Annotated in this window: 23 protein-coding genes and 1 pseudogene; 17 read left to right on the forward strand and 7 right to left on the reverse strand. The window is 26.5% G+C overall.

The genetic code is table 11. The features are described 5' to 3' along the window. Window positions 1-2: 2 nt before the first annotated feature. From H0H47_RS01260 to hisS, 12 genes and pseudogenes are all read left to right on the forward strand, one after another. Window positions 3-338 carry an FtsL-like putative cell division protein gene (locus tag H0H47_RS01260; protein ID WP_185866229.1) on the forward strand — a complete coding sequence of 112 codons (336 nt, stop codon included), beginning with the start codon at window positions 3-5 and terminating at the stop codon, window positions 336-338. 6 nt (window positions 339-344) lie between these two features. Continuing rightward, entirely contained in the window at window positions 345-2,318 is a 1,974-nt protein-coding gene (locus tag H0H47_RS01265; protein ID WP_185866230.1) for a penicillin-binding protein, read from the forward strand. A gap of 2 nt (window positions 2,319-2,320) precedes the next feature. After that, complete coding sequence (locus H0H47_RS01270) at window positions 2,321-3,820, forward strand: UDP-N-acetylmuramoyl-L-alanyl-D-glutamate--2,6-diaminopimelate ligase (protein ID WP_185866301.1); 1,500 nt, start codon at window positions 2,321-2,323, stop codon at window positions 3,818-3,820. Window positions 3,821-3,824: 4 nt separating this feature from the next. After that, window positions 3,825-5,009 carry a phospho-N-acetylmuramoyl-pentapeptide-transferase gene (mraY, locus tag H0H47_RS01275; RefSeq protein ID WP_185866302.1) on the forward strand — a complete coding sequence of 395 codons (1,185 nt, stop codon included), beginning with the start codon at window positions 3,825-3,827 and terminating at the stop codon, window positions 5,007-5,009. Between the two features lie 2 nt (window positions 5,010-5,011). Next, window positions 5,012-6,372, forward strand: a pseudogene (gene murD / locus H0H47_RS03215) (UDP-N-acetylmuramoyl-L-alanine--D-glutamate ligase). Continuing rightward, window positions 6,369-7,556: an FtsW/RodA/SpoVE family cell cycle protein gene (locus tag H0H47_RS01285; RefSeq protein ID WP_185866231.1), complete on the forward strand. Its 1,188-nt coding sequence runs from the start codon at window positions 6,369-6,371 to the stop codon at window positions 7,554-7,556. The pseudogene murD and the gene H0H47_RS01285 overlap by 4 nt, the downstream one beginning before the upstream one ends. Next, the gene (gene murG, locus H0H47_RS01290) at window positions 7,546-8,652 is read left to right on the forward strand and encodes an undecaprenyldiphospho-muramoylpentapeptide beta-N-acetylglucosaminyltransferase (RefSeq protein ID WP_185866232.1); all 1,107 of its coding nucleotides are present in this window, start codon (window positions 7,546-7,548) and stop codon (window positions 8,650-8,652) included. The genes H0H47_RS01285 and murG overlap by 11 nt, the downstream gene beginning before the upstream one ends. Next, window positions 8,649-10,025, forward strand: coding sequence for a UDP-N-acetylmuramate--L-alanine ligase (gene murC, locus H0H47_RS01295; protein WP_185866233.1), 1,377 nt, complete (start codon window positions 8,649-8,651; stop codon window positions 10,023-10,025). The genes murG and murC overlap by 4 nt, the downstream gene beginning before the upstream one ends. Before the next feature lie 48 nt (window positions 10,026-10,073). Further along, a complete protein-coding gene (locus tag H0H47_RS01300; protein ID WP_238785098.1) occupies window positions 10,074-10,748 on the forward strand; it encodes a cell division protein FtsQ/DivIB in 675 nt (224 codons plus the stop codon). Between the two features lie 4 nt (window positions 10,749-10,752). Next, entirely contained in the window at window positions 10,753-12,123 is a 1,371-nt protein-coding gene (gene ftsA, locus H0H47_RS01305; RefSeq protein ID WP_185866235.1) for a cell division protein FtsA, read from the forward strand. Between the two features lie 11 nt (window positions 12,124-12,134). Continuing rightward, window positions 12,135-13,514 (forward strand): cell division protein FtsZ, encoded by a 1,380-nt coding sequence (ftsZ, locus tag H0H47_RS01310; protein ID WP_185866236.1) that lies wholly within the window; start codon window positions 12,135-12,137, stop codon window positions 13,512-13,514. 24 nt (window positions 13,515-13,538) lie between these two features. Beyond that, window positions 13,539-14,957, forward strand: coding sequence for a histidine--tRNA ligase (gene hisS, locus H0H47_RS01315; RefSeq protein ID WP_185866237.1), 1,419 nt, complete (start codon window positions 13,539-13,541; stop codon window positions 14,955-14,957). A gap of 3 nt (window positions 14,958-14,960) precedes the next feature. On the opposite strand, the gene pnuC is transcribed toward hisS, so the two are convergent. Further along, complete coding sequence (gene pnuC / locus H0H47_RS01320) at window positions 14,961-15,590, reverse strand: nicotinamide riboside transporter PnuC (protein WP_185866238.1); 630 nt, start codon at window positions 15,588-15,590, stop codon at window positions 14,961-14,963. Between the two features lie 9 nt (window positions 15,591-15,599). After that, a complete protein-coding gene (locus tag H0H47_RS01325; RefSeq protein WP_185866239.1) occupies window positions 15,600-16,235 on the reverse strand; it encodes a 4'-phosphopantetheinyl transferase family protein in 636 nt (211 codons plus the stop codon). 61 nt (window positions 16,236-16,296) lie between these two features. On the opposite strand from H0H47_RS01325, the gene H0H47_RS01330 reads away from it, so the two are divergent. After that, complete coding sequence (locus tag H0H47_RS01330) at window positions 16,297-17,310, forward strand: Mrp/NBP35 family ATP-binding protein (RefSeq protein WP_185866240.1); 1,014 nt, start codon at window positions 16,297-16,299, stop codon at window positions 17,308-17,310. A 9-nt stretch (window positions 17,311-17,319) separates the two neighbouring features. Here H0H47_RS01330 and H0H47_RS01335 read toward each other — a convergent pair whose 3' ends face one another. Then, window positions 17,320-18,123 (reverse strand): purine-nucleoside phosphorylase, encoded by an 804-nt coding sequence (locus H0H47_RS01335; protein ID WP_185866241.1) that lies wholly within the window; start codon window positions 18,121-18,123, stop codon window positions 17,320-17,322. A 104-nt stretch (window positions 18,124-18,227) separates the two neighbouring features. After that, the gene (gene murB, locus H0H47_RS01340) at window positions 18,228-19,250 is read right to left on the reverse strand and encodes a UDP-N-acetylmuramate dehydrogenase (RefSeq protein WP_185866242.1); all 1,023 of its coding nucleotides are present in this window, start codon (window positions 19,248-19,250) and stop codon (window positions 18,228-18,230) included. A gap of 87 nt (window positions 19,251-19,337) precedes the next feature. Here murB and H0H47_RS01345 point away from each other — a divergent pair, with 87 nt between their 5' ends. Both H0H47_RS01345 and rlmB read left to right on the forward strand, forming a co-directional pair. Then, the gene (locus H0H47_RS01345; protein ID WP_185866243.1) at window positions 19,338-19,607 is read left to right on the forward strand and encodes a YtxH domain-containing protein; all 270 of its coding nucleotides are present in this window, start codon (window positions 19,338-19,340) and stop codon (window positions 19,605-19,607) included. A gap of 365 nt (window positions 19,608-19,972) precedes the next feature. After that, window positions 19,973-20,734: a 23S rRNA (guanosine(2251)-2'-O)-methyltransferase RlmB gene (gene rlmB / locus H0H47_RS01350; RefSeq protein ID WP_185866244.1), complete on the forward strand. Its 762-nt coding sequence runs from the start codon at window positions 19,973-19,975 to the stop codon at window positions 20,732-20,734. On the opposite strand, the gene pheS is transcribed toward rlmB, so the two are convergent. Continuing rightward, complete coding sequence (gene pheS, locus H0H47_RS01355) at window positions 20,718-21,701, reverse strand: phenylalanine--tRNA ligase subunit alpha (RefSeq protein ID WP_185866245.1); 984 nt, start codon at window positions 21,699-21,701, stop codon at window positions 20,718-20,720. The two genes, rlmB and pheS, sit on opposite strands and share 17 nt — an antisense overlap. A gap of 2 nt (window positions 21,702-21,703) precedes the next feature. Next, window positions 21,704-22,051, reverse strand: coding sequence for a hypothetical protein (locus H0H47_RS01360; RefSeq protein ID WP_394366930.1), 348 nt, complete (start codon window positions 22,049-22,051; stop codon window positions 21,704-21,706). Window positions 22,052-22,077: 26 nt separating this feature from the next. Here H0H47_RS01360 and H0H47_RS01365 point away from each other — a divergent pair, with 26 nt between their 5' ends. Then, entirely contained in the window at window positions 22,078-22,596 is a 519-nt protein-coding gene (locus H0H47_RS01365; RefSeq protein WP_185866246.1) for a CvpA family protein, read from the forward strand. Next, window positions 22,593-23,567 carry a LuxE/PaaK family acyltransferase gene (locus H0H47_RS01370; protein ID WP_185866247.1) on the forward strand — a complete coding sequence of 325 codons (975 nt, stop codon included), beginning with the start codon at window positions 22,593-22,595 and terminating at the stop codon, window positions 23,565-23,567. Before H0H47_RS01365 ends, H0H47_RS01370 begins: the two co-directional genes overlap by 4 nt. Window positions 23,568-23,570: 3 nt before the next feature. On the opposite strand, the gene H0H47_RS01375 is transcribed toward H0H47_RS01370, so the two are convergent. Then, window positions 23,571-25,871: an inorganic phosphate transporter gene (locus tag H0H47_RS01375; RefSeq protein ID WP_185866304.1), complete on the reverse strand. Its 2,301-nt coding sequence runs from the start codon at window positions 25,869-25,871 to the stop codon at window positions 23,571-23,573. Window positions 25,872-25,899 lie beyond the last annotated feature (28 nt).

A 25,899-nucleotide genomic window follows, 5' to 3' on the forward strand; every position in this document is an offset into this window, starting at 1 on the left:
ATATGAAAACAAACATCAAAGATATCCTGAAAGGAAAGTTTTTAGTTAAAGAAGACGCCTATAGAAGTTGGAATTTTATTGTTTTTCTAACTGTCCTATCTTTAATCAGCATTACTAGTTCACATCTGATGGACAGAAAAATCCGAAAAATAACTAAAATTAGTGAAGAAATTAAAGAATTAAAATCTGAATATGCAGATATACATAGAAAATGTATGAAAATGCAATTAGCTTCTTTTCTCAGAAAAAAATTGGTTAATGGATTAAAACATTTAGAAGAACCTCCATACGAATTAATTGTAGAAAATCAACAAGAAAAAGAGATGAATATAAGATAATAAAGTATGAAACGAGAAAGATATATTTTATTATATAAATCTTACTTAATTGGTTTTTTATTCATTTTTATTGCAGCATTAATTATTTTCAATTTGTTCTATATTCAAAATTCTTCAGAAGTATACAAAAAATCTGTTATAGAAAAAGCGATTAGAACCAATTTAATTAAGTCTAAACGGGGAAACATTTATGCTTCAGATAGTAGTATTTTAGCTATGTCTATCATAAGATATGATATTCACATTGATTTTAGATCTATATCTGAAAAATTATTTCAAGAAAACATTTATTCTTTATGTAATTCATTGGAATCTTTGTTTAAAAAACCAAAATTTTTTTTCTATAAAAAATTTCAGTACGAAAAAAAAAAGGGGAATAGATATTTTTTGTTAGCAAAAAATTTAGATAATCCACATTTCAAGATTTTACGAAATCTTCCTATTTTCAATAAAGGACAAATCAGGGGGGGGTTTATTGTGGAAAAAAAAATATGCAGAGTTCATACATTAGAAAATATTGGAAAAAGAACATTAGGATATGATGATCATAGAGGAAAAGTAGGACTAGAAGGAGCCTTTAGTAAATATTTGAAAGGGAAAGATGGAAAAAGGTTAGAACAACGGATCAGTTCTAAGATCTGGAAACCATTAAAATCAGTAAATGAAATAGATCCAGAAGACGGAAAAGACGTTTATTCTACTATAGATATATATTTGCAAGATATAGCTTATCATGCATTACTTCAAGAATTATCCATTTCTCAAGCAGATCATGGATGTGTTATTATTATGAATGTCAAAAGTGGAGAAATCCCTGCTATGATTAATCTAGAAAAAACCAAAAAAAATACTTACGAAGATTTAAGAAATTTTGCAGTATGGGAAGGAAGTGAACCAGGGTCCACGTTTAAAACAATGGCTATTCTTGCAGCTTTAGAAGATAAAAAAATAGATCTTGATATGATTGTCAATATCAAAGGAGGAATCATGAAATTAAGAGGAAAAAAAATACGTGATAGTCACTATAGTGGATATGCAGAAATGAATCCAAAACAAATTTTGGAATTATCTTCAAATGTAGGAATAGCAAAAATTATTTATGAAAATTATAAAAAAAATCCAGAAAAATTCATAGAACACTTATGTAAATGGAAATTAGATAAAAAAATAGGAATAGATATTCCAGGTGAAAGTATGCCTTTTATTCCAAAACCTGGAAAAAATAATTGGAGTAGCATTACATTACCATGGATGACTTTTGGATATAATATCAAACTAACTCCCTTACAAATACTCACTTTTTATAATGCGATAGCTAATCAAGGGAAAATGATTAAACCATTATTTATTAGAGAAATAAAACATCATGGAAAAATCATAAAAAAATATACAAAACCTATCATAATGAATCCTTCTATAGCAGAAAAGTCTTCTCTCATAAAAATTCAAAATATGTTAGAAGGGGTAGTGAAAAATGGAACAGCTAAAAAATATTATAATCCAGAATATCCATATGCAGGAAAAACTGGAACGACACAGTTAAACTACTGGATAAAAGGAAAACCTTTAACTTACAATAGTTCTTTTGTAGGATACTTTCCTGCTAAAAATCCAAAATATTCTTGTATTGTAGTCATTTCAAAACCAGAAAAAGGATATTACGGTATTGAAGTAGCAGTTCCTGTATTTGACAAAATTGCTAAATCTATCTATCCCAGAATAGAAAAAAAAACACTTTCCAAAAAAAAAGAAAATCAAGAAGATTTATTTAAAAAGATTAGAGAATCACAAAATTTTTTTGTTGAAAAATGGATCATGCCTAATGTAATATCCATTCCTGGAAAAGAAATTATTCCTATTCTGGAAAATAGGGGTTTTAAAATTCGATATCAAGGAATTGGAAAAGTTATAAAACAGTCTGTTCAACCAGGAAATAAGTTGAAAAAAAATCAGATTATATTTCTAAAACTAGAAGAATGAAAATGAAAAAGAGATTAAAAGATATTCTAAAAAAAGTAGATGTTTTAAGAATAATAGGAAGAAATACTTCTAAATTGATAGAAGGAATTTCTATGAATTCCAAAATCATACAAAAAAATATGATCTTTGTAGCCAAAAAAGGAAAAATAACAGATGGTCATGAATTTATTATAGAAGCCATACAAAACGGAGCTAATAGCATAGTTTGTGAAAAAATGACTTCTCCTATTAATCAGGATATTACCTATGTTGTGGTTTCAGATTCTACGTATGCTTTAGGTATTATCTCCTCAAATTTTTATGATCATCCTACAAAAAAGATAAAATTAATAGGAATTACGGGAACAAACGGAAAAACCACTGTAGCTACAATACTTCATCAATTATTTTCTAAAATGGGAGAAAAAAATATTCTAATTTCTACTATGGGAATCAAAATATTGTCTAAAATATATCCTACAATACATACAACTCCAGATATTATTGAAATCAATAAATATTTAAATATATCAATCCGTAAAGGATGCAGATATGCTTTTATGGAAGTGAGTTCACATGGAATCCATCAAAAAAGAATTACAGGATTATTATTTCAAGGAGGTCTTTTTACTAATATTACACATGATCACTTAGATTATCATGAATCTTTTCATCATTATCTGTCTACTAAAAAATTTTTTTTTGAAAATTTATCTAAGAATGCTTTTGCATTAATGAATTCAGATGATAAAAATTCGTATAAAATCATAAAAGATATTTTCTCTAAAATCTATTTTTACGGTTTTAAAAAAAATGCAAATTTCAAAATTCAAATTTTGAAAAAAAGCATTCATGGAAGTCTATTACTTATTGATGGTCATAAAATTTTTACTCATTTAATCGGAACATTTAATGTTTATAATCTATTAGCCAGTTACGCTACAGCCATTTTGCTAGGTAAAAATAAAAATGATATTCTGAAAATCATAAAAAATATAAAACCTATCAGAGGACGTTTTGAACAATTTGTATCCAATTCAGGAATTCGCGTCATTGTAGATTTTGCTCATAATCCAGATGGATTAAAAACTGTTTTAAAAACTCTTAAAGAAATCAAAAACAATAATGAAAAATTAATTTGTGTTATAGGTTGTGGAGGAAATAGAGATATAAAAAAACGTCCTTTAATGGGAAAAATTGTTTATGAAACATGTGATGTATCTATTTTCACATCCGATAATCCTAGAGAAGAAAATATGGAAAAAATATTATTTGATATGAAAAATTTTAAATCATATCTCAACAAAGAATCTATTTTAACTTTTGTAAACCGAAAAGAAGCTATTCAAACCGCAATTCAAATTGCAAAAAAAAAAGATATTATTCTGATTGCTGGAAAAGGACATGAAACTTATCAAGAAATAAAAGGAAAACGTTTTCCTTTTAATGATATGAAAATAGCTAAAGATTTATTAAAAACTTATGATCAGTTGAAATTTTGTGTGAAATGTGAAATGAAATAAGATGATGATTGCTAATTTTTTAAAAGACTTAATTCGTATCTATTTTTTGATCAATATCAATTCTGTTTTTTTCAGAGCTGTAATAGCTTTTTTTTTATCGTTTTGTATAGCGTTGGTTTTTTATAAAAAAATTATATGTTGGAAAAAAAAAAATAGCATAGGAGAACATGTACGAAATCTTGGACTCATTGGACAAAAAGAAAAAGAGGGGACTCCAACAATGGGAGGAATTATAATGATATTTTCCACACTAATTTCTACAATACTTTTCTCTTCTTTGAAGAATATATATGTACTTATGTTGATTATGACAACATTGTGTATGGGGAGTATTGGATTTGTAGATGATTATATTAAAATAAAATATAACAAAAAAGGACTTAGTATAATGGGAAAAATATTAGGTCAAATTTTATTAGGACTTATTATTGGAAGCTCTATGTATTTTTTTAATACAAATGTTTCTATTCAAAAATTAGATTCAAACTTTTTGATAAAAAAAGAACATGGGTTCAAGACCACTCTCCCCATTTTTTCTAGTCATAATAATGAATTTGATTATGCTTATCTTTTAAGTTGGTATAATCAAAAATGGAAAAAATACACATGGATTGTTTTTATTCCTATGGTGATTTTCATTATAACATTTTTATCTAACGGAGCTAATTTAACCGATGGAATAGACGGATTAACAGCTGGAATTTCTTTTATTATTTTTTCTACTCTATCTTTATTATCTATCATATCAAGTAATAAAATATATTCATCCTATCTTCATTTTATATATATTCCTCATTTAGATGAAATAATCATATTTTCTTTTTCTTTTCTAGGATCTTTAATAAGTTTTCTTTGGTACAATACTTATCCAGCTCAAATTTTCATGGGAGACACTGGAAGTCTAACTATAGGAGGAGTTATAGCAACTCTAGCTATTATAAACAGAAAAGAATTAATATTACCTATTCTATGTGGAATTTTTTTTATAGAAAATATTTCTGTTATAATACAAGTATTGTATTTTAGATATTCTAAAAAAAAATATGGAATAGGAAAAAAAATTTTTCTCATGACTCCTTTGCATCATCATTTTCAAAAACTAGGATATCATGAAAATAAAATTTTCAATCGTTTTCTCATCATACAAATGATGCTTTCGATGTTGGTATTGATTTTATTAATTATATAACAATGAAAAAAAAATTAATAGTAATATTGGGAGGAGGAGAAAGTGGTGTAGGAGCCGCTTTATTAGCTAAAAAAAATGGATTAAAAATATTTTTGTCTGATTCAGGAATTATTTTGAATAAATACAAAAAAATTTTAATTCAAAATGAAATTCCTTTTGAGGAAAAAGGGCATACAGAAAGTATAATAGCTCAAAACCCTATTAAAGTAATAAAAAGTCCTGGTATTTCTAGAAAAAATTCTTTTATAAAAAGAATTAACTTTTTAGGAATTCCTATTCAATCCGAATTAGAATTTGGAAAAAGTTATCTAAATCACTCTTATGTAATAAGTATAACAGGAAGTAATGGAAAAACAACGACCAGTTCCATAATTTATCAAATTCTTAAAAGAGAAGGAATTGATGTTGGAATAGCGGGAAATATTGGACGTAGTTTTTCTAAAGAAGTTATAAAAAAAAAAACGTTTATGTATTAGAAGTAAGCAGTTTCCAATTAGATGATAGCTCCATTTTTCGATCAAATATTGCAGTTTTATTAAATATTACAAAAGATCATTTAAATAGATATGATGATATTGAAAGTTACATGTCCTCTAAATTTAAAATAGCAACTTTGCAAAAAAAAGAAGATATTTTCATTTATAATCATGATGATCCTCTTATAAGAAAGGGATTAAAAAAGTTTCCTATTTTTTCTCACTGTATTCCTTTTTCTATAAAAGAAGAATTACATATTGGCGCTTACATAAAAGATAACAAAATATTGATTCGAAATCAAAAAAATCAAGAAATATTTCTTTTAAATGTGAAAGATATTCCTCTAATAGGGGATCATAATCTATACAATATTATGGCTTCATTAATGATATTCAAAATATTAAACATTAAAAAAAAATCAATAATTCCTATGATATTAAAATTAAAACCTATAGAACATCGTATGGAAAAAATACTCAATATCAATGGAATTCAATTTATTAATGATTCTAAAGCCACGAATGTTAATGCTGTTTTTTATGCATTAAAAAGTATAAATGGACCTGTTATATGGATAGCAGGAGGAAAAGATAAAGGAAATGATTATATAGAATTAATTCCCTTGGTTAAAGAAAAAGTAAAAGCTATAATTTGTTTAGGAATAAATAATGAAAAAATTATAAATTCTTTTAAAGATATTATTGATATCATTTTGGAAACTAAAAGTATTCAAAAAGCTGTTTACATGGCTTATATATTGTCTTTTCATGGATATAATATTTTGCTATCTCCTGCTTGTTCTAGTTTTGATCTTTTTAAAGATTATAAAGAAAGAGGAAACAAATTTAAAAAAGAAGTTAAAAAACTTTTTTCTGAAAAAATATGAGAAAAATAGATGTTTTTTTCAATAGATATCTAAAAGGAGACAGATATCTATGGGCTTTCATCTCTTTATTGGCTATATTTTCTTTTTTACCAGTATATTCCGCTAGTACTAATTTGGTGACTACATATGGAGGAACAAATACAGTTTTTAGTTATTTGTTAAAACATGCTCTTTTTTTGTTAGTTGGATTTTGCATTCTTTTTTTTACTCAATTTATAGACTATAAATATTTTTATCGTATGTCTATGCTTTCTATGCCTGTAGTGTTCATTTTATTAGTTTTTACTATTAGTCAGGGAAAAGAATTGGATGGAGTTAATGCTTCTCGTTGGTTGCACATTCCCATTCTTAACATATCTTTTCAAACTTCCAGCATTGCTGGATTAGTTCTTTTTATTTATTGCGCTAGATATTTGGCTCAAAAAAAGAAAAAACGTATAAATTTTATAAACTCTTTTTTTTCTTTATTGTTTCCTATATTTTTTATTATTGGATTAATTTTCCCAGCTAATGGTTCTACTGCAATTATTGTTTTTATTTCCGTTTTAATTTTACTTTTTATAGGAGGATATCCATTAACAGGTGTTATCGGAGTTTTATTAATGGGAATTCTATTTGCAGGAATCTATATTTATTCTGTTATAAAATGGGGAGATAAAAATCCTATGAATAGAGTTTATACATGGAAAAGTCGTATAGAAAAATTTTTGGATCATGAATCTGAAGAAAGTTATCAAATGAAACAATCTAAAACGGCTATTGTTTTAGGAAATAAATTTGGTCGTGGTCCAGGAAAAAGTGTTCTAAAGGCTTTTCTTCCGCAATCTTCTTCTGATTTTATTTATGCTATTATAATAGAAGAATATGGATCTGTTGGAGGAGTGATTCTTTTATTTATTTATTTACTTATTTTACTTAGAATTATGGTCATAGCTACTAAAGTTAAAAATTATTTTTGCTCTTTATTGGTATTATCTGTTGGGTTCCCTATTATTAATCAAGCACTCATTAATATGGGAATAGCTGTTGGTTTATTTCCAGTAACAGGACAAACTTTACCACTAATTAGTGCTGGAGGGACTTCCATGTGGGTTACTTTTTTTAGTTTTGGGATCATATTAAGTGTTAGTCGAATTATATATGATAATTCAACTAATAAAATTATAATTCATCATGAACAATAATATTTCACCTAGAATAATTATTGGGAGTGGAGGGACTGGTGGACACATCTATCCGGGAATAGCTATTGCAGACGAACTGAAAAAACAAATTCCAGAAATCAATATTTTGTTTATTGGATCTAAAAATCATATGGAAATGAAAGAAATTCCTAAGTTTGGATATTCTATTGAAGGAATTTGTATTTCAGGAGGAAAAGATAAATTTTTATCTATAGAAGGATTTATTTTATCTATACAATTGATTTATAGTTTTTTTTTGGTAAATAAAATTATCAAAAAATTTTCTCCAGATATAGTTGTTGGAACAGGTGGATTTGTAAGTTTTCCTACTTTATATGCTGCAAAAAAAAATAAAATTCCTATTCTTATTCAAGAACAGAACTCTTTTCCTGGATTAACTAATAGAATATTTTCTCGTTATGCTCATAAAGTATGTGTTGCTTATGAGCAATCCAAGAAATATTTTCCAAAAGGAAAAACCATAATAACTGGAAATCCAGTTAGATCTGAAATATTCCAATTACCTAGTAAAGAAAAAGCTTGTATTCATTTAGGATTAAAAGTAGAAAAACCTATTATTTTATCTATAGGAGGGAGTCAAGGGGCCAATAGTATGAATAACGCTTGGATAAAAGGTTTAAAAAAACTAATAGAATTAGATATGCAACTTATTTGGCAAGTTGGTAAATTTGATATTCATAGAATTAAAAAGAATAAAATGTCTCATCATTCCAATTTTATTTTAATGGATTTTATTGAAAATATACCGACATGTTATGCTGCTGCAGATATTATTGTCTCTAGAGCTGGAGCTTTAACTATATCAGAAATATGTTTAATAGGAAAACCATACATATTAATTCCTTTTCCTTGGTCTTCCGATGATCATCAAAATAGAAATGCTAAAATATTAGAAGAAAAAGAGGCGGCTTTAATTATTAAAAATGAGGAAATAGAGAAAAAATTAGTGGATTCAACTATACAATTAGTGAATGATTCCAGCATGAAAAAAAAAATGAGTAGAAATATTCTGCGATTAGGAAAACCTGAAGCGACAAATGATATTGTCAATGAGATTTTACAAATTATTTTATGAACTTAAATCAAGTTGATTCTTTTTATTTTTTAGGAATAGGAGGGATGGGGATGAGTTCCCTTGCTAGATATTTTCATGCTATGGGAAAAACAGTTTGTGGTCATGATCAAAGTAGAACTTTTTTGACTAAAAAATTAGAAAAAGAGGGGATCTCCATAAATTATCATGATTGTATAGAAATATTACCTAAATGGGTCCTGTCTAAACAATGTTTGATTGTGTATACTCCAGCTATTCCGAATAATCATCAACAATGGATCTATTTAAAAAAATATGGGAAAAATATAAAAAAACGTTCTCAAGTATTGTCCTTGATCATAGGAAATGAAATTTGTATAGCCATAGGAGGAACACATGGAAAAACAACCACTTGTACCTTATTAGGACATATTTTATATAGTGCAGGAATTCATATTACTGCTTTTTTAGGAGGAGTCTCTGAAAATTATCAATCTAATATCATATTGAATGGAACTAAAATTTTTTTGGTAGAAGCAGACGAATTTGATCGTTCTTTTTTATACTTATCTCCTAATATTGCATGTGTTACGTCTTTTGACCAGGATCATGTGGATACTTATCCAAAAAAAGAAACTTTGAAAAATGCTTATATAGCTTTCTTAAACAGAATAAAAAAACCATATAAAAAAATATTTCTTTGTCAAGAAGAGTCTTTTCCATCAAAAAACGCAATCTATTATTCAGTGATAGAAAAAGCAAATTATTATTCGAATCATCTTTCTATAAAAGGAAATAAATGGTATTTTGATTTTCATACTCCTACAGAAACATGGAAATCTTTACCTTTGCCTATTCCAGGAATACACAATTTAAAAAACGTCACAGCAGCATTAGCCATATCTGATTATCTAAAAATTAATAAAGAAAAAGTAAGAAAAGCTTTGTTTCTATTTAAAGGAATAAAAAGAAGATACTCCATACATTATCAATCCAAAAAGAAAATATATATAGATGATTATGCACATCATCCTACAGAAATAAATTCTTTGATTCAAACTGTTAGAGAATGTTTTCCAAATAAAAAAATATTGGGGATTTTTCAACCTCATTTATTTAGTAGAACTAAATTTTTTGAAAAATCTTTTGCGAGAAGTTTAGAACATCTTGATCTTTTAATCTTATTAAAGATTTATCCAGCTAGAGAATTTCCCATGGATGGAATTAATTCAAGTAGTTTATTAGAAAAAATAAAAATGAGTTCTAAAAATAAAGAAATATCTACCTTATCCAAGGTTTTAGAAAAAATTAAAGAAAAACATAAACATTTTGATATTATTCTTACAATAGGAGCTGGTGATATAGATACCTTAATTCTTCCTATAAAAAAATGGTTGTATAAACGATATGGATAAATGAAAAATAAATCCTTTATCCTGATATTATTATTATATATAATTTTTATGTTTTCCCTTTTTTGTTTTTCTCAAAAAATACATAAAAACAGAAACCTAAAAAAGGTCAATATAGTCATTGATACATTATCCAAAAACCATTTTTTAAATGAAGAAATCATTAAAAATATTCTATTTTCTAAAATAGAAAAAATTGAAAAAAAAATCGGTCAATTATGTATATTGAGGATGGAAAAAAAATTAAATAATTATCCTTTTGTAAAAAGATCTGAAGTTTTTCTTAGTGTAGATGGCACCCTAAATATAAAAATTTGGCAGAAAGAACCTATTTTAAGAATAAGAAATGGAAATCAAGAATATTATCTGACCAAAGATGCAGAAGTTTTAGAACTTTCTCCTTTTTATTCTTCAAAAGTTATTTTAGCAAAAGGACCTTTTTCAAAAAAAGAAAAAAAATATTTAGCTGACTTGGTCAAATTTATAAACTCTGATGAACTACTCAAAAACCAAATCATTAGCATCAAAAAAAATGATTATAACTCATTTATTTTAATCCCAAAAATAGGAAATCATCATATTATATTAGGAAATATCAAGGATTTTAAAAATAAATTAAATAAATTAAAAGCATTTTATAAGCAGTACCTAAATAAAATAGATACTAATCAATATAAAAGTATTGATTTGCAATATAAAGACCAAGTAGTCGCAAAAAAAAGATAAGTCTATGGAATATCAAGATATAGCTATAGGTCTTGATGTGGGAACCACAAAGATTGTAGCTATGGTAGGAAGGAGAAATGAATATAATAAAATTGAGATCTTAGGCATAGGAAGATCTAAAAGTATAGGTGTGCATAGAGGGGTTGTAAACAATATAACTCAAACGATTGAAGCTATTCGTGAAGCCGTATCTGAAGCAGAACATAGTTCTGGTTTAAAAATAAAAGAAGTTATTGTTGGAATAGCTGGGCAACATATTAGAAGTCTACAACATAATGATTATATTACTAGATTAGATTTTGAAAATGTAATCAATCAAAAAGATATACAAAAATTAATAGATCAAGTTCATAAATTGTTGATGCTTCCAGGAGAAGAAATAATTCATGTCCTTCCACAAGAATATAAAGTCGATAGTCAAGCAGAAATAGGAGAACCAATAGGAATGTATGGAAGTCGTTTAGAAGCAAATTTTCATGTAGTGGTAGGACAAATTTCTTCTATTCGTAATATTGGAAGATGTGTGAAAGCAGCAGGATTGAATTTATCTGGAATGACTTTAGAACCTTTAGCCTCTGCAGAAGCTGTATTAAGCACCGAAGAAAGAGAAGCTGGTGTTGCCTTAGTGGATATAGGAGGAGGAACCACTGATATTGCTATATTTAAAGATAACATTATTCGTCACACTGCAGTCATTCCTTTCGGTGGAAATGTTATTACTGAAAATATTAAAACAGATTGTTTGATTATTGAACGACAAGCAGAATTACTAAAAATCAAATTTGGATCTGCATGGCCTGGAGAAAATAAAGAAACAGAAATTGTTTGTATTCCTGGATTAAGAGGTCGTGATCCTAAAGAAATTTCTTTGAAACATCTTTCTCAAATTATCCATAAAAGAGTATGTGAAATAATGGAACAAGTCAATGTGGAAATCAAAAATTATGGAAATGAAGAACAAAAGAAAAGACTGATTGCAGGATTAGTTATGACTGGAGGAGGTTCTCAATTAAACCATATTCGTCCTTTAACGGAATATATTACTGGGATGGATGTACGTATAGGTTATTCTAATGAACATATTGCAGGAGGAGAAAACGGTCTTATAAGTAATCCAGAATATGCAACGTCTATAGGTTTAGTAATTAAAGGACTTGATGATAAAAAAAAATATCTTTGTACAACAGATATGGGACATAGACATGATGAAAATCACACTTCTGAGTTTATTTCTACAAAATTTTATAATAAAAACCGGAAATTAAATTATGAAGAAAATTCGGATTATTCAAAGAAAAAAAATAAAACAAAATCAAAATCTTTTCTTGAAATTTGGGCAGATAAGTTCCGTCAAATATTGAATGACACAGAATAATAAACAATGAAATGAAAAAAGAAGATTTTATACAAAAAAAAGAGAACGTTCAATTTGGATTTCCGAAAAATCGTTCAGCTGCAATCAAAGTCATTGGAGTAGGAGGTGGAGGAAGTAATGCTTTAAGTCACATGTTTGAACAAGGAATTACTGGCGTAGATTTTATAGCATGTAATACGGATGCGCAAGCCTTAAATAATAATCCAGTTCCTGTAAAAATTCAATTAGGAGCTTCGATTACGGAAGGACTAGGAGCTGGAGCAGACCCAGAAGTAGGAGAAAAGGCTGCTTTAGAAAGTCTGGAAGAAATAAAAAGTGTTCTAGATTCTAATACTAAAATGACATTCATTACAGCAGGAATGGGAGGTGGAACGGGAACAGGTGCTGCACCAATTATTGCAGGAATTTCTAAAGAAAAAGGCATTTTGACTGTAGGGATCGTAACAATTCCATTTCATTTTGAAGGAAAAATGAGATTACAACAAGCTCAAAAAGGAATAGAAGCATTAAGAAAAAATGTGGATTCTCTCATTGTGATTAATAATGATAAATTGAGAGAATTATATGGAAATCTAGGATTTAAAGCTGGATTTGCAAAAGCAGATGAAGTTTTGACTACTGCAGCTAAAGGCATTGCAGAAGTAATTACTCACCATTATAAACAAAATATAGATTTAAGAGATACTAGAACTGTTCTTAAAGAAAGTGGAACTGCCGTTATGGGGTCGGCTATTTCTGTTGGTGAAAATAGAGCAAAAGAGGCTGTTGGGCAAGCCTTGGATTCTCCATTATTGAATGATAATAAGATAACGGGAGCTAAAAATGTTCTTTTGCTTATTGTTTCAGGAAGAATAGAAATTACTATAGATGAAATTGGAATTATCAGTGATTATATCCAAGCAGAAGCAGGAAACAATGCTAACATTATTATGGGAATAGGAGAAGACGAAAGTTTGGAAGAAAGTATTTCAGTTACTATAGTAGCTACAGGATTTCCTACGGAAATTCAGAGAGCCATTAATCATGAAGAAAAAAAAATTTTTCATAGGTTGGAAGAACCTTATGAACAAAGATTAACAAAAGTAGAAGAAATTCATTCTTATTCTAAACGAAAAGATCCTTATTCTTCTACAAATTCAAATCATTCAGAAAAACCTTCAAATCAACCTTATTATAAGAATAAGAAAGAAAAATTTTCATTAAATCAAAAAAAAAGCATTTTTGATCAAGCTATTGATTCAAATTTTGTCGAAACAAAACATAAAAAATATATGATGCTAGAAGACAGTTTTGATCTTCCTATTTCATACAATGAAAATGATGAGAAAATATTCAAAAAACGTACTCGTAAAAAAGAAAATCATAAAAATGAAAAGTTCAATGACTTTTAACATTTTTCATAAGATTCATTGATTATGGAATTACCTAATATTCCCAAAGGGACCAGGGATTTTTCATCAATTGAGATGAGTAAACGAAATTATTTAATTCAAGTTATTAGAGAAAAATTTGAACTTTTTGGTTTCTATCCTATAGAAACCCCTTCTTTTGAAAAGATTTCTACTCTTGTTGGTAAATATGGAGAAGAAGGAGATTATTTGATGTTTAAATTACTTCATTCAGGAAATGTTTTAAAAACAATAATTTCAGATGTTTTCAGAAAAATCAATAGTAAGGAAAAAAAGGAAAAAACGGTTAATGTTGAAAAATTTTTGGAAGAACATCTATCTAATAAAGCTCTTCGATATGATTTAACGGTTCCTTTTGTACGTTATGTGATAATGCATAAAAATGAAATCGTTTTTCCTTTTAAAAGATATCAAATACAACCTGTATGGCGTGCTGATAACCCTCAAAAAGGAAGATTTAGAGAGTTTTATCAATGTGATGCAGATATCATTTCTTCTTCTTGGTCTTTATGGGAAGAAATAGAATTAATTCAACTTTGTGACGAGATTTTTACAAAATTGAATTTTCCTATCATAATCTATATTAATCATAGAGATATATTAGGAGGATTAGTTGAAATTTCTGGTATAAAAAATAATTTATGGAAAGATTTTACTACATCTTTAGATAAATGGAATAAAATTGGAAGAGATTTAGTCAAAAAAGAAATGCTTCGTAAAGGAATATCATCTCAATCATTTGAAAAAATAGCATTTTTTTTTGATATGAAAGAAAATTTTTCTAAAAAAGAAAAAGATTTGACTGTAGCCTTTCAATATTCTAAAAAAGGAAAAAAGGGGATCAAAGATCTGAGTTTTATTTATCAAAATATAAAGAAAATTTCTTTACAAAACACAAAATTGGAATGGAATATTTCTTTAGCTCGGGGGATGAATTATTATACAGGGACAATCTTGGAAATTGTTCCATTCCATAATAATGGTCATTCAAATTTAATTTCTATTGGTGGAGGAGGAAGGTATGATCAATTAGCTAATTTATTTGGAATGAAAAATACTTATGGAGTAGGATTTTCTTTAGGTTTAGATAGAATTTATTTAGCTATGGAAAAAGAAAATTTGTTCCAGACTATTTCTAATTATCCTTCAAAAGTTTTGTTTATTAATTTTGGAGATGAAGAGGTTTTGTATGCATATAAAATGATAAAGTTTTTGAGAAAAAAAGGAATTTCCACTCAATTATATCCTCATACGGTTAAAATAGGAAAACAATTTAGATATGCTAATGATAATAATATTCCATTTACTATTAGTATAGGTAAAAATGAAATTAAAAGAAATAAAATAAGAGTCAAAAATCTTAAAAAAAGGATAGAAAAAGAATACGATAATATCAATGAAGTTGTGAATCAATTAATTCAATAATAACTATAAAATTTCATTGAGTGCTTTTTTCTTCCAAATAAAAAATCCTGCTATAGCCAATAATACAAGAATGATAAATAAAATTCCTGTCAATACAAAGCCTTTCAAAAAATAAAGAGGAACGGAAATAACGTTTCCAACCATCCAAAATATCCAGTTTTCTACTTTTTTCATAGACATTTGATACATTCCAGAAAAATAAATACCTGTTGTCAATACATCCATCCAATCAAAATGGGATTGAAGTTTTCCATGAAAATAATAAACCATTATACTGAAAATACAGGTAGAGAAAAACAAAATAAACGTGTAAAAATAATCTTTTTGATTGCAAAAAGTGATAGGCATTTCTTTATTTTTTTTATCCTTTTTATACAGCCATACATACCATCCATAAAAACTCATCACCGTGTAATACAGATTAATAATAAAATCACCATAAAGAGAAGTCACAAAAGTTAAATAGCTATATATTATAGTACTTACTATTCCTATTGGATATCCCCATATACTATTATTTTGAGCAAAAAAAACACTAAATACTGTAAATGATACAGCTGTAAATTCTAAAATTACATAAAAAATGTTACTATTATAATAGGGGGAAAAAAGGATATCTATCCAATCATTCATTAGATTGATTCATTTATCTATAATATAAACGAGATAATGTTCTTCTATTTTTCTATAAAAAGCAGAAAATTTCTTACTATAGGTATTTTTTAGAATCCAGCATGATATCCTATCATCTTTTTTAAGACAAAAAGGAGAAACTTTATAATGATCTAAAAAACTATAAAAAAGACCTCCTTCTAGTTTATACAAACTTTCTTTAATTCCCCATATAATATGCAGATAATCTTCTTCATAATTTGGATTAATAAAAATAGATTCATCCTCTCTAATAAATTTTTTCTTTATTTTAACTATTTTATTGTCTTTTCGTAATTTTTCTATGTCTATACCTATCTGATAAGAGCTTATAGCTATGGCTATTTTTTCAAAAGAATGACTTAAGGAAATATATTTCCCTTCAAAAAAAAGAAAAGGTTTTCTTTTTTCATTATAAAATATATTTATTTTCATTCCTATATATCTCAGGACATAACGAATTCCTAAAAACTCTCTTTTTCGTTTTTTTGATAAAGATAAAAAAAACATTTTTTCTTTATCGGAAATAATTCTCTTTTCTAAAAACGTTGTTTCTAAAAAATGGGCCCATCTAAAAACTATAATCTTTGTATGAAGATTATGAAATTTATAGGAATAGAAATTCATACTATTTTATAATTTTTTTTTGTACTATTGTGAGTCAAAAAAAATAGAATATTCTTTATGTATGAAAGAAATAATTGAAAAAGCATTAGAAAATGTTATTATTATTGATAATAAAAATATTATTGAATCTGGTTTTGTAAAAAAGATAGATTTATTAAGTAATAAGATAATAATCTATTTGAGTTTATCCAATCCCGCTATGCATTTCAAAAATAAACTAATAAAAGATATAACTCATTCGATAAAAAATCAAAATATATTAGATCCAATATCCATCAAAATAGAAATGAAATCAGATATCAAACCTGTAATCAAAAACATAATAGCTGTTGCGTCTGGAAAAGGAGGAGTTGGAAAATCCACAATATCAACTAATATAGCTGTTTCTTTAGTAAAAATGGGTTTTCATGTTGGATTATTAGACGCTGATATATATGGACCTTCTATCCCATTAATGTTTAATCTTGAAGAGGAAGATATTAATGCAAGGATACATAAAAATGGGATTATAAATCCTATTATTAGCTATGGTGTTAAAATTCTGTCTATAGGTTTTTTTTCAAAATATGGAGAGGCTATTGTTTGGAGAGGCCCTATGGTCACTAAAGTTTTGAGACAATTTATTCATGAAACTGATTGGGGAGAATTAGATTTTTTAATTGTAGATTTACCACCAGGAACAGGGGATATCCATTTATCTATTTTGCAAGAAATTTCATTAAAAGGAATTGTTATAGTTAGTACATCTCAAAAAATTGCATTGTCAGATGTAAATAGGTCTGTAGGAATGTTTCGTATTCAATCTATTTCTGTTCCAATTCTTGGAATTATAGAAAATATGTCTTATTTTCTTCCAAAAGAAAGCAAAGAAAAATGCTATTTTTTTGGAAAAAATGGAGTCAAGAATTTTTCCAAAAAAATGAATCTTTTTTTTCTTGGAGAAATTCCTATGTTACAAGAAATCCGAGAATATTCAGACTTGGGAATTCCTGGAGTTTTAGAAAACGATAAAATTAAAAATATTTTTATGAAAATTACGAAAAATATTATCAATCAATTGAGTATGTTTATATGATATGAATTATCAACAAAGTTTTATAAATTCTTTAACTATCAATATTAGAATAGATATAGATTTTTCCGTTTCATGAAAAAATGGATTTCTAGAATCTGCATTTTTCTGAATTTTAGGTTCAGAGACAGATCCTCCCATCACAATAATAGACATGGCAAATACTCGTAAATTCATACATCTAGCAGTGATTACATCTGTGACTATATTCATTCCAACACTATCTCCACCCATAGATCGTATCATAGAATGTTCTGCGTAGGTTTTATAATTAGAATAGGGAAAAGCTACATATACTCCTTTTTGGATAATTATGTTATGATTCATGGCTATGTTTTCTGCAATTTCTAGCATGTTTTTATCATATGTTTCTGTGATTTCAAAAAATCTATTTTTGATAAAATCTTTTACATTAGGATTTTCTGGAAAAAGATTTATATGATCTTTAACCAACATAACATCTCCCATTTTGTAATTTGGATTAACCCCTCCAGAAATATTAATTAATATTAATTTATCGATTCCTATATTTTTACACAAAACAATAGTAAAATAGTTTGTCCCATTTTCTTCAGAAAAAGGTTCTATTAAAAAAACTACATTTTTTCCTTCTATTTGACCAAATAGAAATTTTCCATATAATTTTTCTTTCGAAAAAAGGGGTATTTCTTCATAAGAAATGCATATAGGATTTTGGATCTCCTTTATTAGTTTATCAAACTGACTTCCTAATAATAAAATTCCAAAATCAGGTTTTTCTTTGATTTTGTTTTTTATGTATTGTTTTGATTTTTCTAAAGTCATAGTCATTGACATAAATTCAAGTTTTTATCAAGTTATACGGAACGGAACAAACCAACATTCCTTGAAAAGGGGAAATAAAAAGAAAAAAAAGGTCAAATTGTTTCATTTGATTCATTTTATCGTATAATATTTACTTCTCTTGAGAAAGGAATACTAAACTTTTTTTTTATGTCTTTCGTTATTTTTTCTGAAAAATAATATATATCCATTCCACTAGCCTTTCCATAGTTTACCAAAATTATAGGTTGTTTCTCATATACTCCTACATCTCCAATTTTTTTTTTTTTCCATTCTGTGTTTTTAATTAATGAGTTAGCAGATAGTTTGATTTTATCATGAGAAATATCATAACCAATAATAGCGGGATATCTATATTTTAGTTTTTTAAAATCCAAAATACTTACTATAGGATTCATAAAAAAACTCCCAGCATTTCCAATTTTTTTTGGATTTGGAAGTTTACGATTTCTAATATTAAAAATAGCTTTACTTAAATCATGAGTAGTAGGTTCTTTAATATTCATATTTTCTAATTCCTTTTGAATTTCCACATAGGATGTATTCAATTTTTTATATTTTTTTCTTAAAAGAAAAAAAACAGATAAAATTAGAAATTTATTTCTGTAATGAGGATGTTTGAAAAAAGAATAACGGTATTGAAGTTTACATTCTTCACGTGTAAATTCTCTTATTTTTTGATGTTCCGTTTCATATGCTTGTACTTTGAATAAAGTATCTTTCACTTCTGCTCCATATGCTCCAATATTTTGAATAGGTGCAGCTCCAACTGTACCAGGAATAAATGATAAATTTTCTAACCCGATAAATCCTTTTTTTATGGTCCATTTTACAAATTCATTCCAATTTTCTCCAGCAAAAGCTTGGACAATGACTTTATAATCATTTTCTTGGATCACCTTTTTTCCTTTTATCCCCATTTTCATGACTAATCCTGGATAATAATTTTTTAAAAAAAGAATATTACTTCCATCTCCCAAGAAAAGTTTTGGAATAGATGGATATATCTCAAAGATTTTTTGAATATCTTCTATATTTTTCACTTCTACAAAATAACGAGCATAAACATTTATTCCAAATGTATTCAATTTTTTGAGAGAAAAATTTTTTTTAATTAGCATGTAAAAAATATTTCATAAATACACAAATACAATTTTGTGCGTAAATTGATTAAATTTATCTGTAAAAATATAAAATTGTTATTCTTTATGAAAAGAGGAGGAAATTTTTTTTGGGGAGTTATTCTAGGAACCATGGCTGGTTTAATAATGGGAATTCTGTTAGCTCCAAGAAAAGAGGAAAAAATAAAAAATATACTAGGAAAAAAAACAGAAGAATTAAGAGATAATTTTCAAAAAATTAGCAAAAAAATTGGGGAAAGAGTACATCGTATGAAATCTGATTTTGAAGATAGGTGGAAAAGAAATAAAATAGATAAAGAAAAAATGGACCAAGTAGAAGATGAATTGGGAACTTAAGAAGTTTTTTATTTTTTTATGTTCATTTTTATTAGAAACTTTATCCATAAAAAATGGTGTATTTTAAAAAATGAATTCTTTAGAATATTGATTTACATCATGACAGAAATTTTTCTGAATTTTTTTTTGTTAATATTTTGTATTATTATTTTTTTTTTAGGAAGTCTTTCTTTATGTTTTTTTCTTTCCTTTTATTTCAAAAATTATGTGATTGGATTTGGACTTCTAACTATTTTTTATTTTTTTATTTTCCTTTTTATATTTTTTTTCTGTAGAAATATTCCACGATTTTTTATCAAAAATTTATTAAAAAAATCTATTTTTAGAATTTTTGATAAAAATCAAAAAGATTAGAATTCTTGTCTATGAATAAATTAGAAATTGTTTATGGAATACATCCATTGATAGAGGCTATTCGATCTAAAAAGACTATTAGTAAACTTTTTTTTCAAAGAGGATTGAAACAAGGATCAAATGCTTACAAAAAATTAATAAGTATTTCCAAAAAAGAAAATATCCCAATTCAAATTGTTCCGAAACAAAAATTTTATCAATTAAAAAATAAAAATCATCAAGGAGTTTTCGCTATTCTTTCTCCTATAAAAACTTATCAAATAGAAGATTTGCTTCCTATATTTTATGAAAAAGGGATAAACCCTCTTTTGGTCATTTTAGATAGGATCACAGATGTCCGAAATTTTGGATCTATAATACGTACTTCTGCATGCGCAGGAGCAGATGCTATTATTATTCCAAAAAAGTATACAGCAATGATTGGATCTGATTCTATCAAAACTTCTTCAGGTGCTTTATTTAAAGTTCCAATATGTCAAGAAAAAAATATAAAGAACACTATAGAGTTTTTAATGAACTCTGGATTAAAAATTGTTTCCGCTACAGAAAAATCTAATATCTATTGGTACAATATTGATTTTTCAGGGCCAACAGCTTTAATACTAGGAAACGAAGAAAAAGGAATTTCTCATAAATATTTAGAAATTTCCTGCGAAAAAGCAAAAATTCCATCAATAAAAGGAATTTCTTCTTTGAATGTATCTGTGGCTTGTGGAGTGATTTTATATGAAGTTTTCCGACAAAGAAAATTTCAGTCTAAAACTCACTTTTAAATTGTCTCAAAAAACGAATATCATTATCAAAATAAATTCTAATATCTTTCATCTGATAAATCATTAAAGCTAAACGTTCTATTCCTACTCCAAAAGCAAATCCAGAATAAATTTCTGGATCAATATCTACATTTTTCAAAACTTTTGGGTCTATCATTCCACAACCCATAATTTCTAACCATTCACTATTACAATATATATCGACTTCAGCACTAGGTTCTGTAAATGGAAAATAAGAAGGACGAAATCTGATTTTTGCTTTTCCAAAAAGAGAAGTTATTAAATAATGAATCGTTTGTTTTAAATCAGAAAAGGAAACTTTTTTATCTATATAAAATCCTTCTGCTTGATGAAAAATGAAATTTGAACGAGATGAAATAGTTTCATTTCTATATACTTTTCCTACAGATAAAACACGAAAAGGAGGATGATGTCTTTTCATATATCGTATTTGTACAGACGAAGTATGTGTCCGTAACAAAATCTCTGGATTTTTGCATAAAAAAAATGTATCTTGCATATCTCTGGAGGGATGAGAGATTGGAATATTTAAAGCCGTAAAATTATGCCAATCGTCTTCTATTTCAGGCCCATCTACATAAATGAATCCAATTCTTAGAAAAATATCTATCATTCTATTTTTTATCATAGATAGTGGATGAATAGATCCTATTTCTATAGACTTTCCGGGTATAGTAGGATCATACTTGAGTATTTTTTCATTTTGAATGTTATTTTTGGATTGAAAACTCAAAATTTTTTCTTGAACTTCTTTTTTTAATTCATTAATAATTTTTCCATAAATTTTTCTTTTATGGATGGATATTTTTTTTAATTCTTTAAATAAGATTGTTATGATCCCTCTTTTTTTTCCTAAAAATTTAATTCGAAATGTTTCTAAATCATCATATGTTTTCATATGAAAACATTTTATTTTTTTTTTGATTTGATCTATTTTATTATCCATATTTATTCAATAATATTTTCGTCATTCATATAACGAATGATAGCTTTTTTAATCAAAAACAATTGTTCTTCCTGATTAAAAGGAATCTTTGTTTTCAATACATAATGAGGCCATCCTTCCTTATCTCTTCCAAGAAACGAATAATAACCAAAAGGTTCTAGTATTCTACATATTGCGATATGTAAAATATTGATTTTATCTTCTTTATTTGAAAATCTATTTTTCCCTTTCCCCAGCTCTTGAATTCCTATTAAGTAAATAATTCCAATAATATCAATTTTTCCTTCTATGGAAAAATGATTTCGTATATATAACATTACTTTATTCCAATTGATATGAAATTTTTGCATAAATTTTTTTTCTATTTTATTAAGTTATGTTAGCATCAGATATAATTATTATAATTTTAGTTTTCTATGGAGGATATCAAGGATATCAAAAAGGTTTAATATCTCAATTTTTTGTATTCATGATATTTATAATTATTATTTATAAAGGGATCTATGTATTTGATTTTGTCAAAAAAGTCAATGTAGTAATAGTAAGTAAAGAATCCTATTTTTTTGTAATTTTTTCTCTAATTTTTTCTTTTTTTTCTATAATTTTTTTAGCTTTTTTAGCCAAAAAAATTATAGAATTTATTATGATGATTACATGGATGAAACCTGTGGATAGATTGTTTGGAGGAATATTAGGCATGATTAAATATTTTTTTTATATTTCAATATGTCTTTTTTTTCTAAAAGAAGCAAATCAAAAAGTAGATATAATTCCTTATAATTTTTTTCAAAATTCTTTTGAAAAAGAATTTCAATTTCTTTTCTCTAGAAAAGGATATTTATTTAATAAATTGAAAGAATTATATTTTTATTTACAAATTTTATTTTTTAAATGAACTTTAAAAAAAAGATTTTTTCGGTATTATCAAAAAATGAATTTGAAAATTTAACATTGGATATATTTCATTATCAAATTGATAATAATAAAATTTATAAAAACTATCTTCAATCATTAAAAATAGATCCATTGGAAATCAAAAATATTTCTGAAATTCCTTTTTTACCTATTTCTTTTTTTAAAACACATTGTATTTGGAGCAGTAAAACGAGAATTCCAGATATTATTTTTACTAGTAGCGGAACGACAGGAATAAAAAGTAAGCATTATGTAGCAGATTTAAGTGTTTATATTAACAGTATTAGAAAAGGATTTGAATTTTTTTATGGACCAATAGAAAAATTTAAATTTTTAGGATTTATTCCTACTGATAGAAAGGATTCTTCTTTAATTTATATGGTAAAATATTTAATACAAGAAACTATTCAAAATGGAAGTGATATTGTTTCTTCCTATTCCAATTACAAGTATAAAAATTGGATTATCCCTGATCAAAAAAATGTTTTAATTTTTGGACTTAGTTTTTATTTATTAGATTTTATAGAGAAAATGGAAAAAAATGGATATAAAGAAAACGTAATTATTATGGAGACAGGAGGAATGAAAGGAAAAAGAAAAGAAATCATTAGAGAAGAATTACACAATATTTTAAAAAAATTTTTTTGTGTAAAGGAAATTCACTCGGAATATGGAATGACAGAATTGCTTTCTCAAGCATATGCAAAAAAAAACGGTGTATTTCGATGTCCTCCTTGGATGAAAATATATATCAGAGATCCGGAAGATCCTTTTATTCATATAGATAACAATAAAATAGGAGGTGTTGATATTATAGATTTATCGAATTACTTATCTTGTCCTTTTATTTCTACCGAAGATTTAGGAAAGAAAATAAATGACTATGAATTTGAAGTATTAGGAAGAATGGATTTTTCAGACATACGAGGATGCAACATAATGACCATTTGATTTTTAGAAAGCGAGAAAAGATGCGTCTTTTTTTGATGATATATGGGATAAGTTGTTTTTGTACAACAGGATGATATCTTCTACACTTTCTGTTATTTTTTTTGATTGCAAAAGAATATCTAGCATCAAAAAAGTGTTTTTTGTTCCATATTTTTTATAAATAATTCCCATAACCTGTTGATTCATTTGTTCCTCTATTTTTTTTAGAATTTTATTTTGGATTGGACAAGGTAATTGGATTTTTTTACAATTTCTATCTATTGTTATTTTTTTTATTATGTTAAAATGTTCTATCATAAGATCTTCAAGTGTTAAAAGATTTTTCTTTTGTTGATATTTTAAAGGTTTATGGCTATTTATCACATGAAATAATGTATGATTAGTAATCATATCTGAGGATTCAATAATCTCTTTAGTTTTGTTATATATCTGTAGATAAAAAATTCCAGCAATAGGTTCGCTTTTTTTCGTTTTTCGAATCACTTGAGTTAAAGAATTTTGTATGTTTGTAAAATTTTCTTTTACTTTTAAAAAAGAATTTCTACTAAATTGAAGAGTTTTTAAATTTTCTTGAGTAATTCCTTCTATACTATTTTTATAAATAACCTCTATATATTCAAGTATAGGGTTAAGAATATCAAAGGTTTTATTTAAGGTGGTTTCCAATGTCATATTTACTATAATATCAAAAAGAGGTTTTTCTTCTTTTATTTTTTTATGATAGTTTTTATAACTTTTGTAAAAAACAAATACAATTAAAAAAATAAGAGAGTATAAAGCCCATGCTTTAAAAAAGTATAAAAAAGCAGCCGTTACTCCTGCCATTGTGAAAGCGATTAATCCTGTTAAGAACCATCCTCTTATAACTTTTAACACTCCTGAAACTCTATAAACAGCACTTTCTCGATCCCAAGCTCTATCTGAAAGAGAAGTCCCCATAGATACCATAAAAGTAACGAAAGTCGTAGATAATGGTAATTTTTGAACCGTAGCTATAGATATCAATATGCTAGATATAGTTAAATTAGCAGAAGCTCTAACTAGGTCGAAAGCTACGATTTCTTTTTTTTGTGTTTTTTTTTGTTTAAAATTTTTTTCTATTCTCACCAAAAGTCTTTTCGGAAAGAATTTAAAAAAAGAATTTCCGAAACATAAAAAAAATCTAACAATTCCTCTAGAAAAAGAATTGGATAAAAATTTCTCTGGCCCTTCATTTTGTCTACTTAAATTAATTTCTGTGCTAGTGATGTTTTTTGTTTTTTTGGAAAACCAAAGTGTCAATATCATAATCATCCCTGCAAAAATCAAAACCAAAGATGGAACTTGTACATTTCCAGATAAACTTTTCATATTGAATTTTTCAGCGGGAGGACTTCCCGCTTCTTTCCATATGTTATAAGACTGTATTCCAGCTATAGGGATTCCGATAAAGTTGACTAAATCATTTCCTGCAAAAGCCATAGCCAAAGAAAAAGTTCCATATAGTACGACAAATTTTAATATGTTGTATCCTAAGGAAACAAATATTTTTGCTACGATTGTCCATGTTAAAAATAATATGAGCAAAAAAATAAAAAAATTATGGTGAATCCATTTTATCAAATGTTGAATGAATAAGGAAAATCCTGTTAAATAATTATCATTAATAAATCCTTGTAATGTACTATGCAATCCTTTTACAATAAGGAAATAAGTCATCCCGCTCAATGAAATAGCAGCCCATATTACTCCTGCATATTTTAATTTACTCTCATATTCAAAACTAAATAAATAACGAATGAAATAATGAATGAAAGCACCAGAAGTAAAAGAAATTATAATAGATAAAAAAATACCTATACTAATATTTAATGTTTTTTCTGCTTTAATATATAGAGTTAAATGATGAAAGGGCTCATTATTTAATGGAGAACTCATTTTAATCATTGCTATACTGAAAGCTCCACCTAATAAACAAAAAACCATAGATACTGTAGTAGAAGTGGGTAACCCTAAAGTGTTAAAAATATCCAGTAAAAGAATATCGGATATCATAACCGCCAAAAAAATAAAAATAATATCTGAAAAATAAAAATAAGAAGGATCAAAAACACCTTTTCTTGCTACTTCCATCATTCCGCTAGATAAAAAAGCTCCTAATAAAATACCTAAGCTAGCAAAAATCATGATAGTTCTACGAGAAGAGACTTGAGATCCAATAGCAGAATTGAGAAAATTAACGGCATCATTAATTAAACCAACAATCAGATCAAATATGGATAATAAAAAAAGAACCACTATAATTGATGGATAAAAAAATTTCATAATAATAGGTATTATTGAATTCACAAAA

This window comes from Blattabacterium cuenoti (assembly GCF_014252075.1).
Taxonomy (GTDB): domain Bacteria; phylum Bacteroidota; class Bacteroidia; order Flavobacteriales; family Blattabacteriaceae; genus Blattabacterium; species Blattabacterium cuenoti_AC.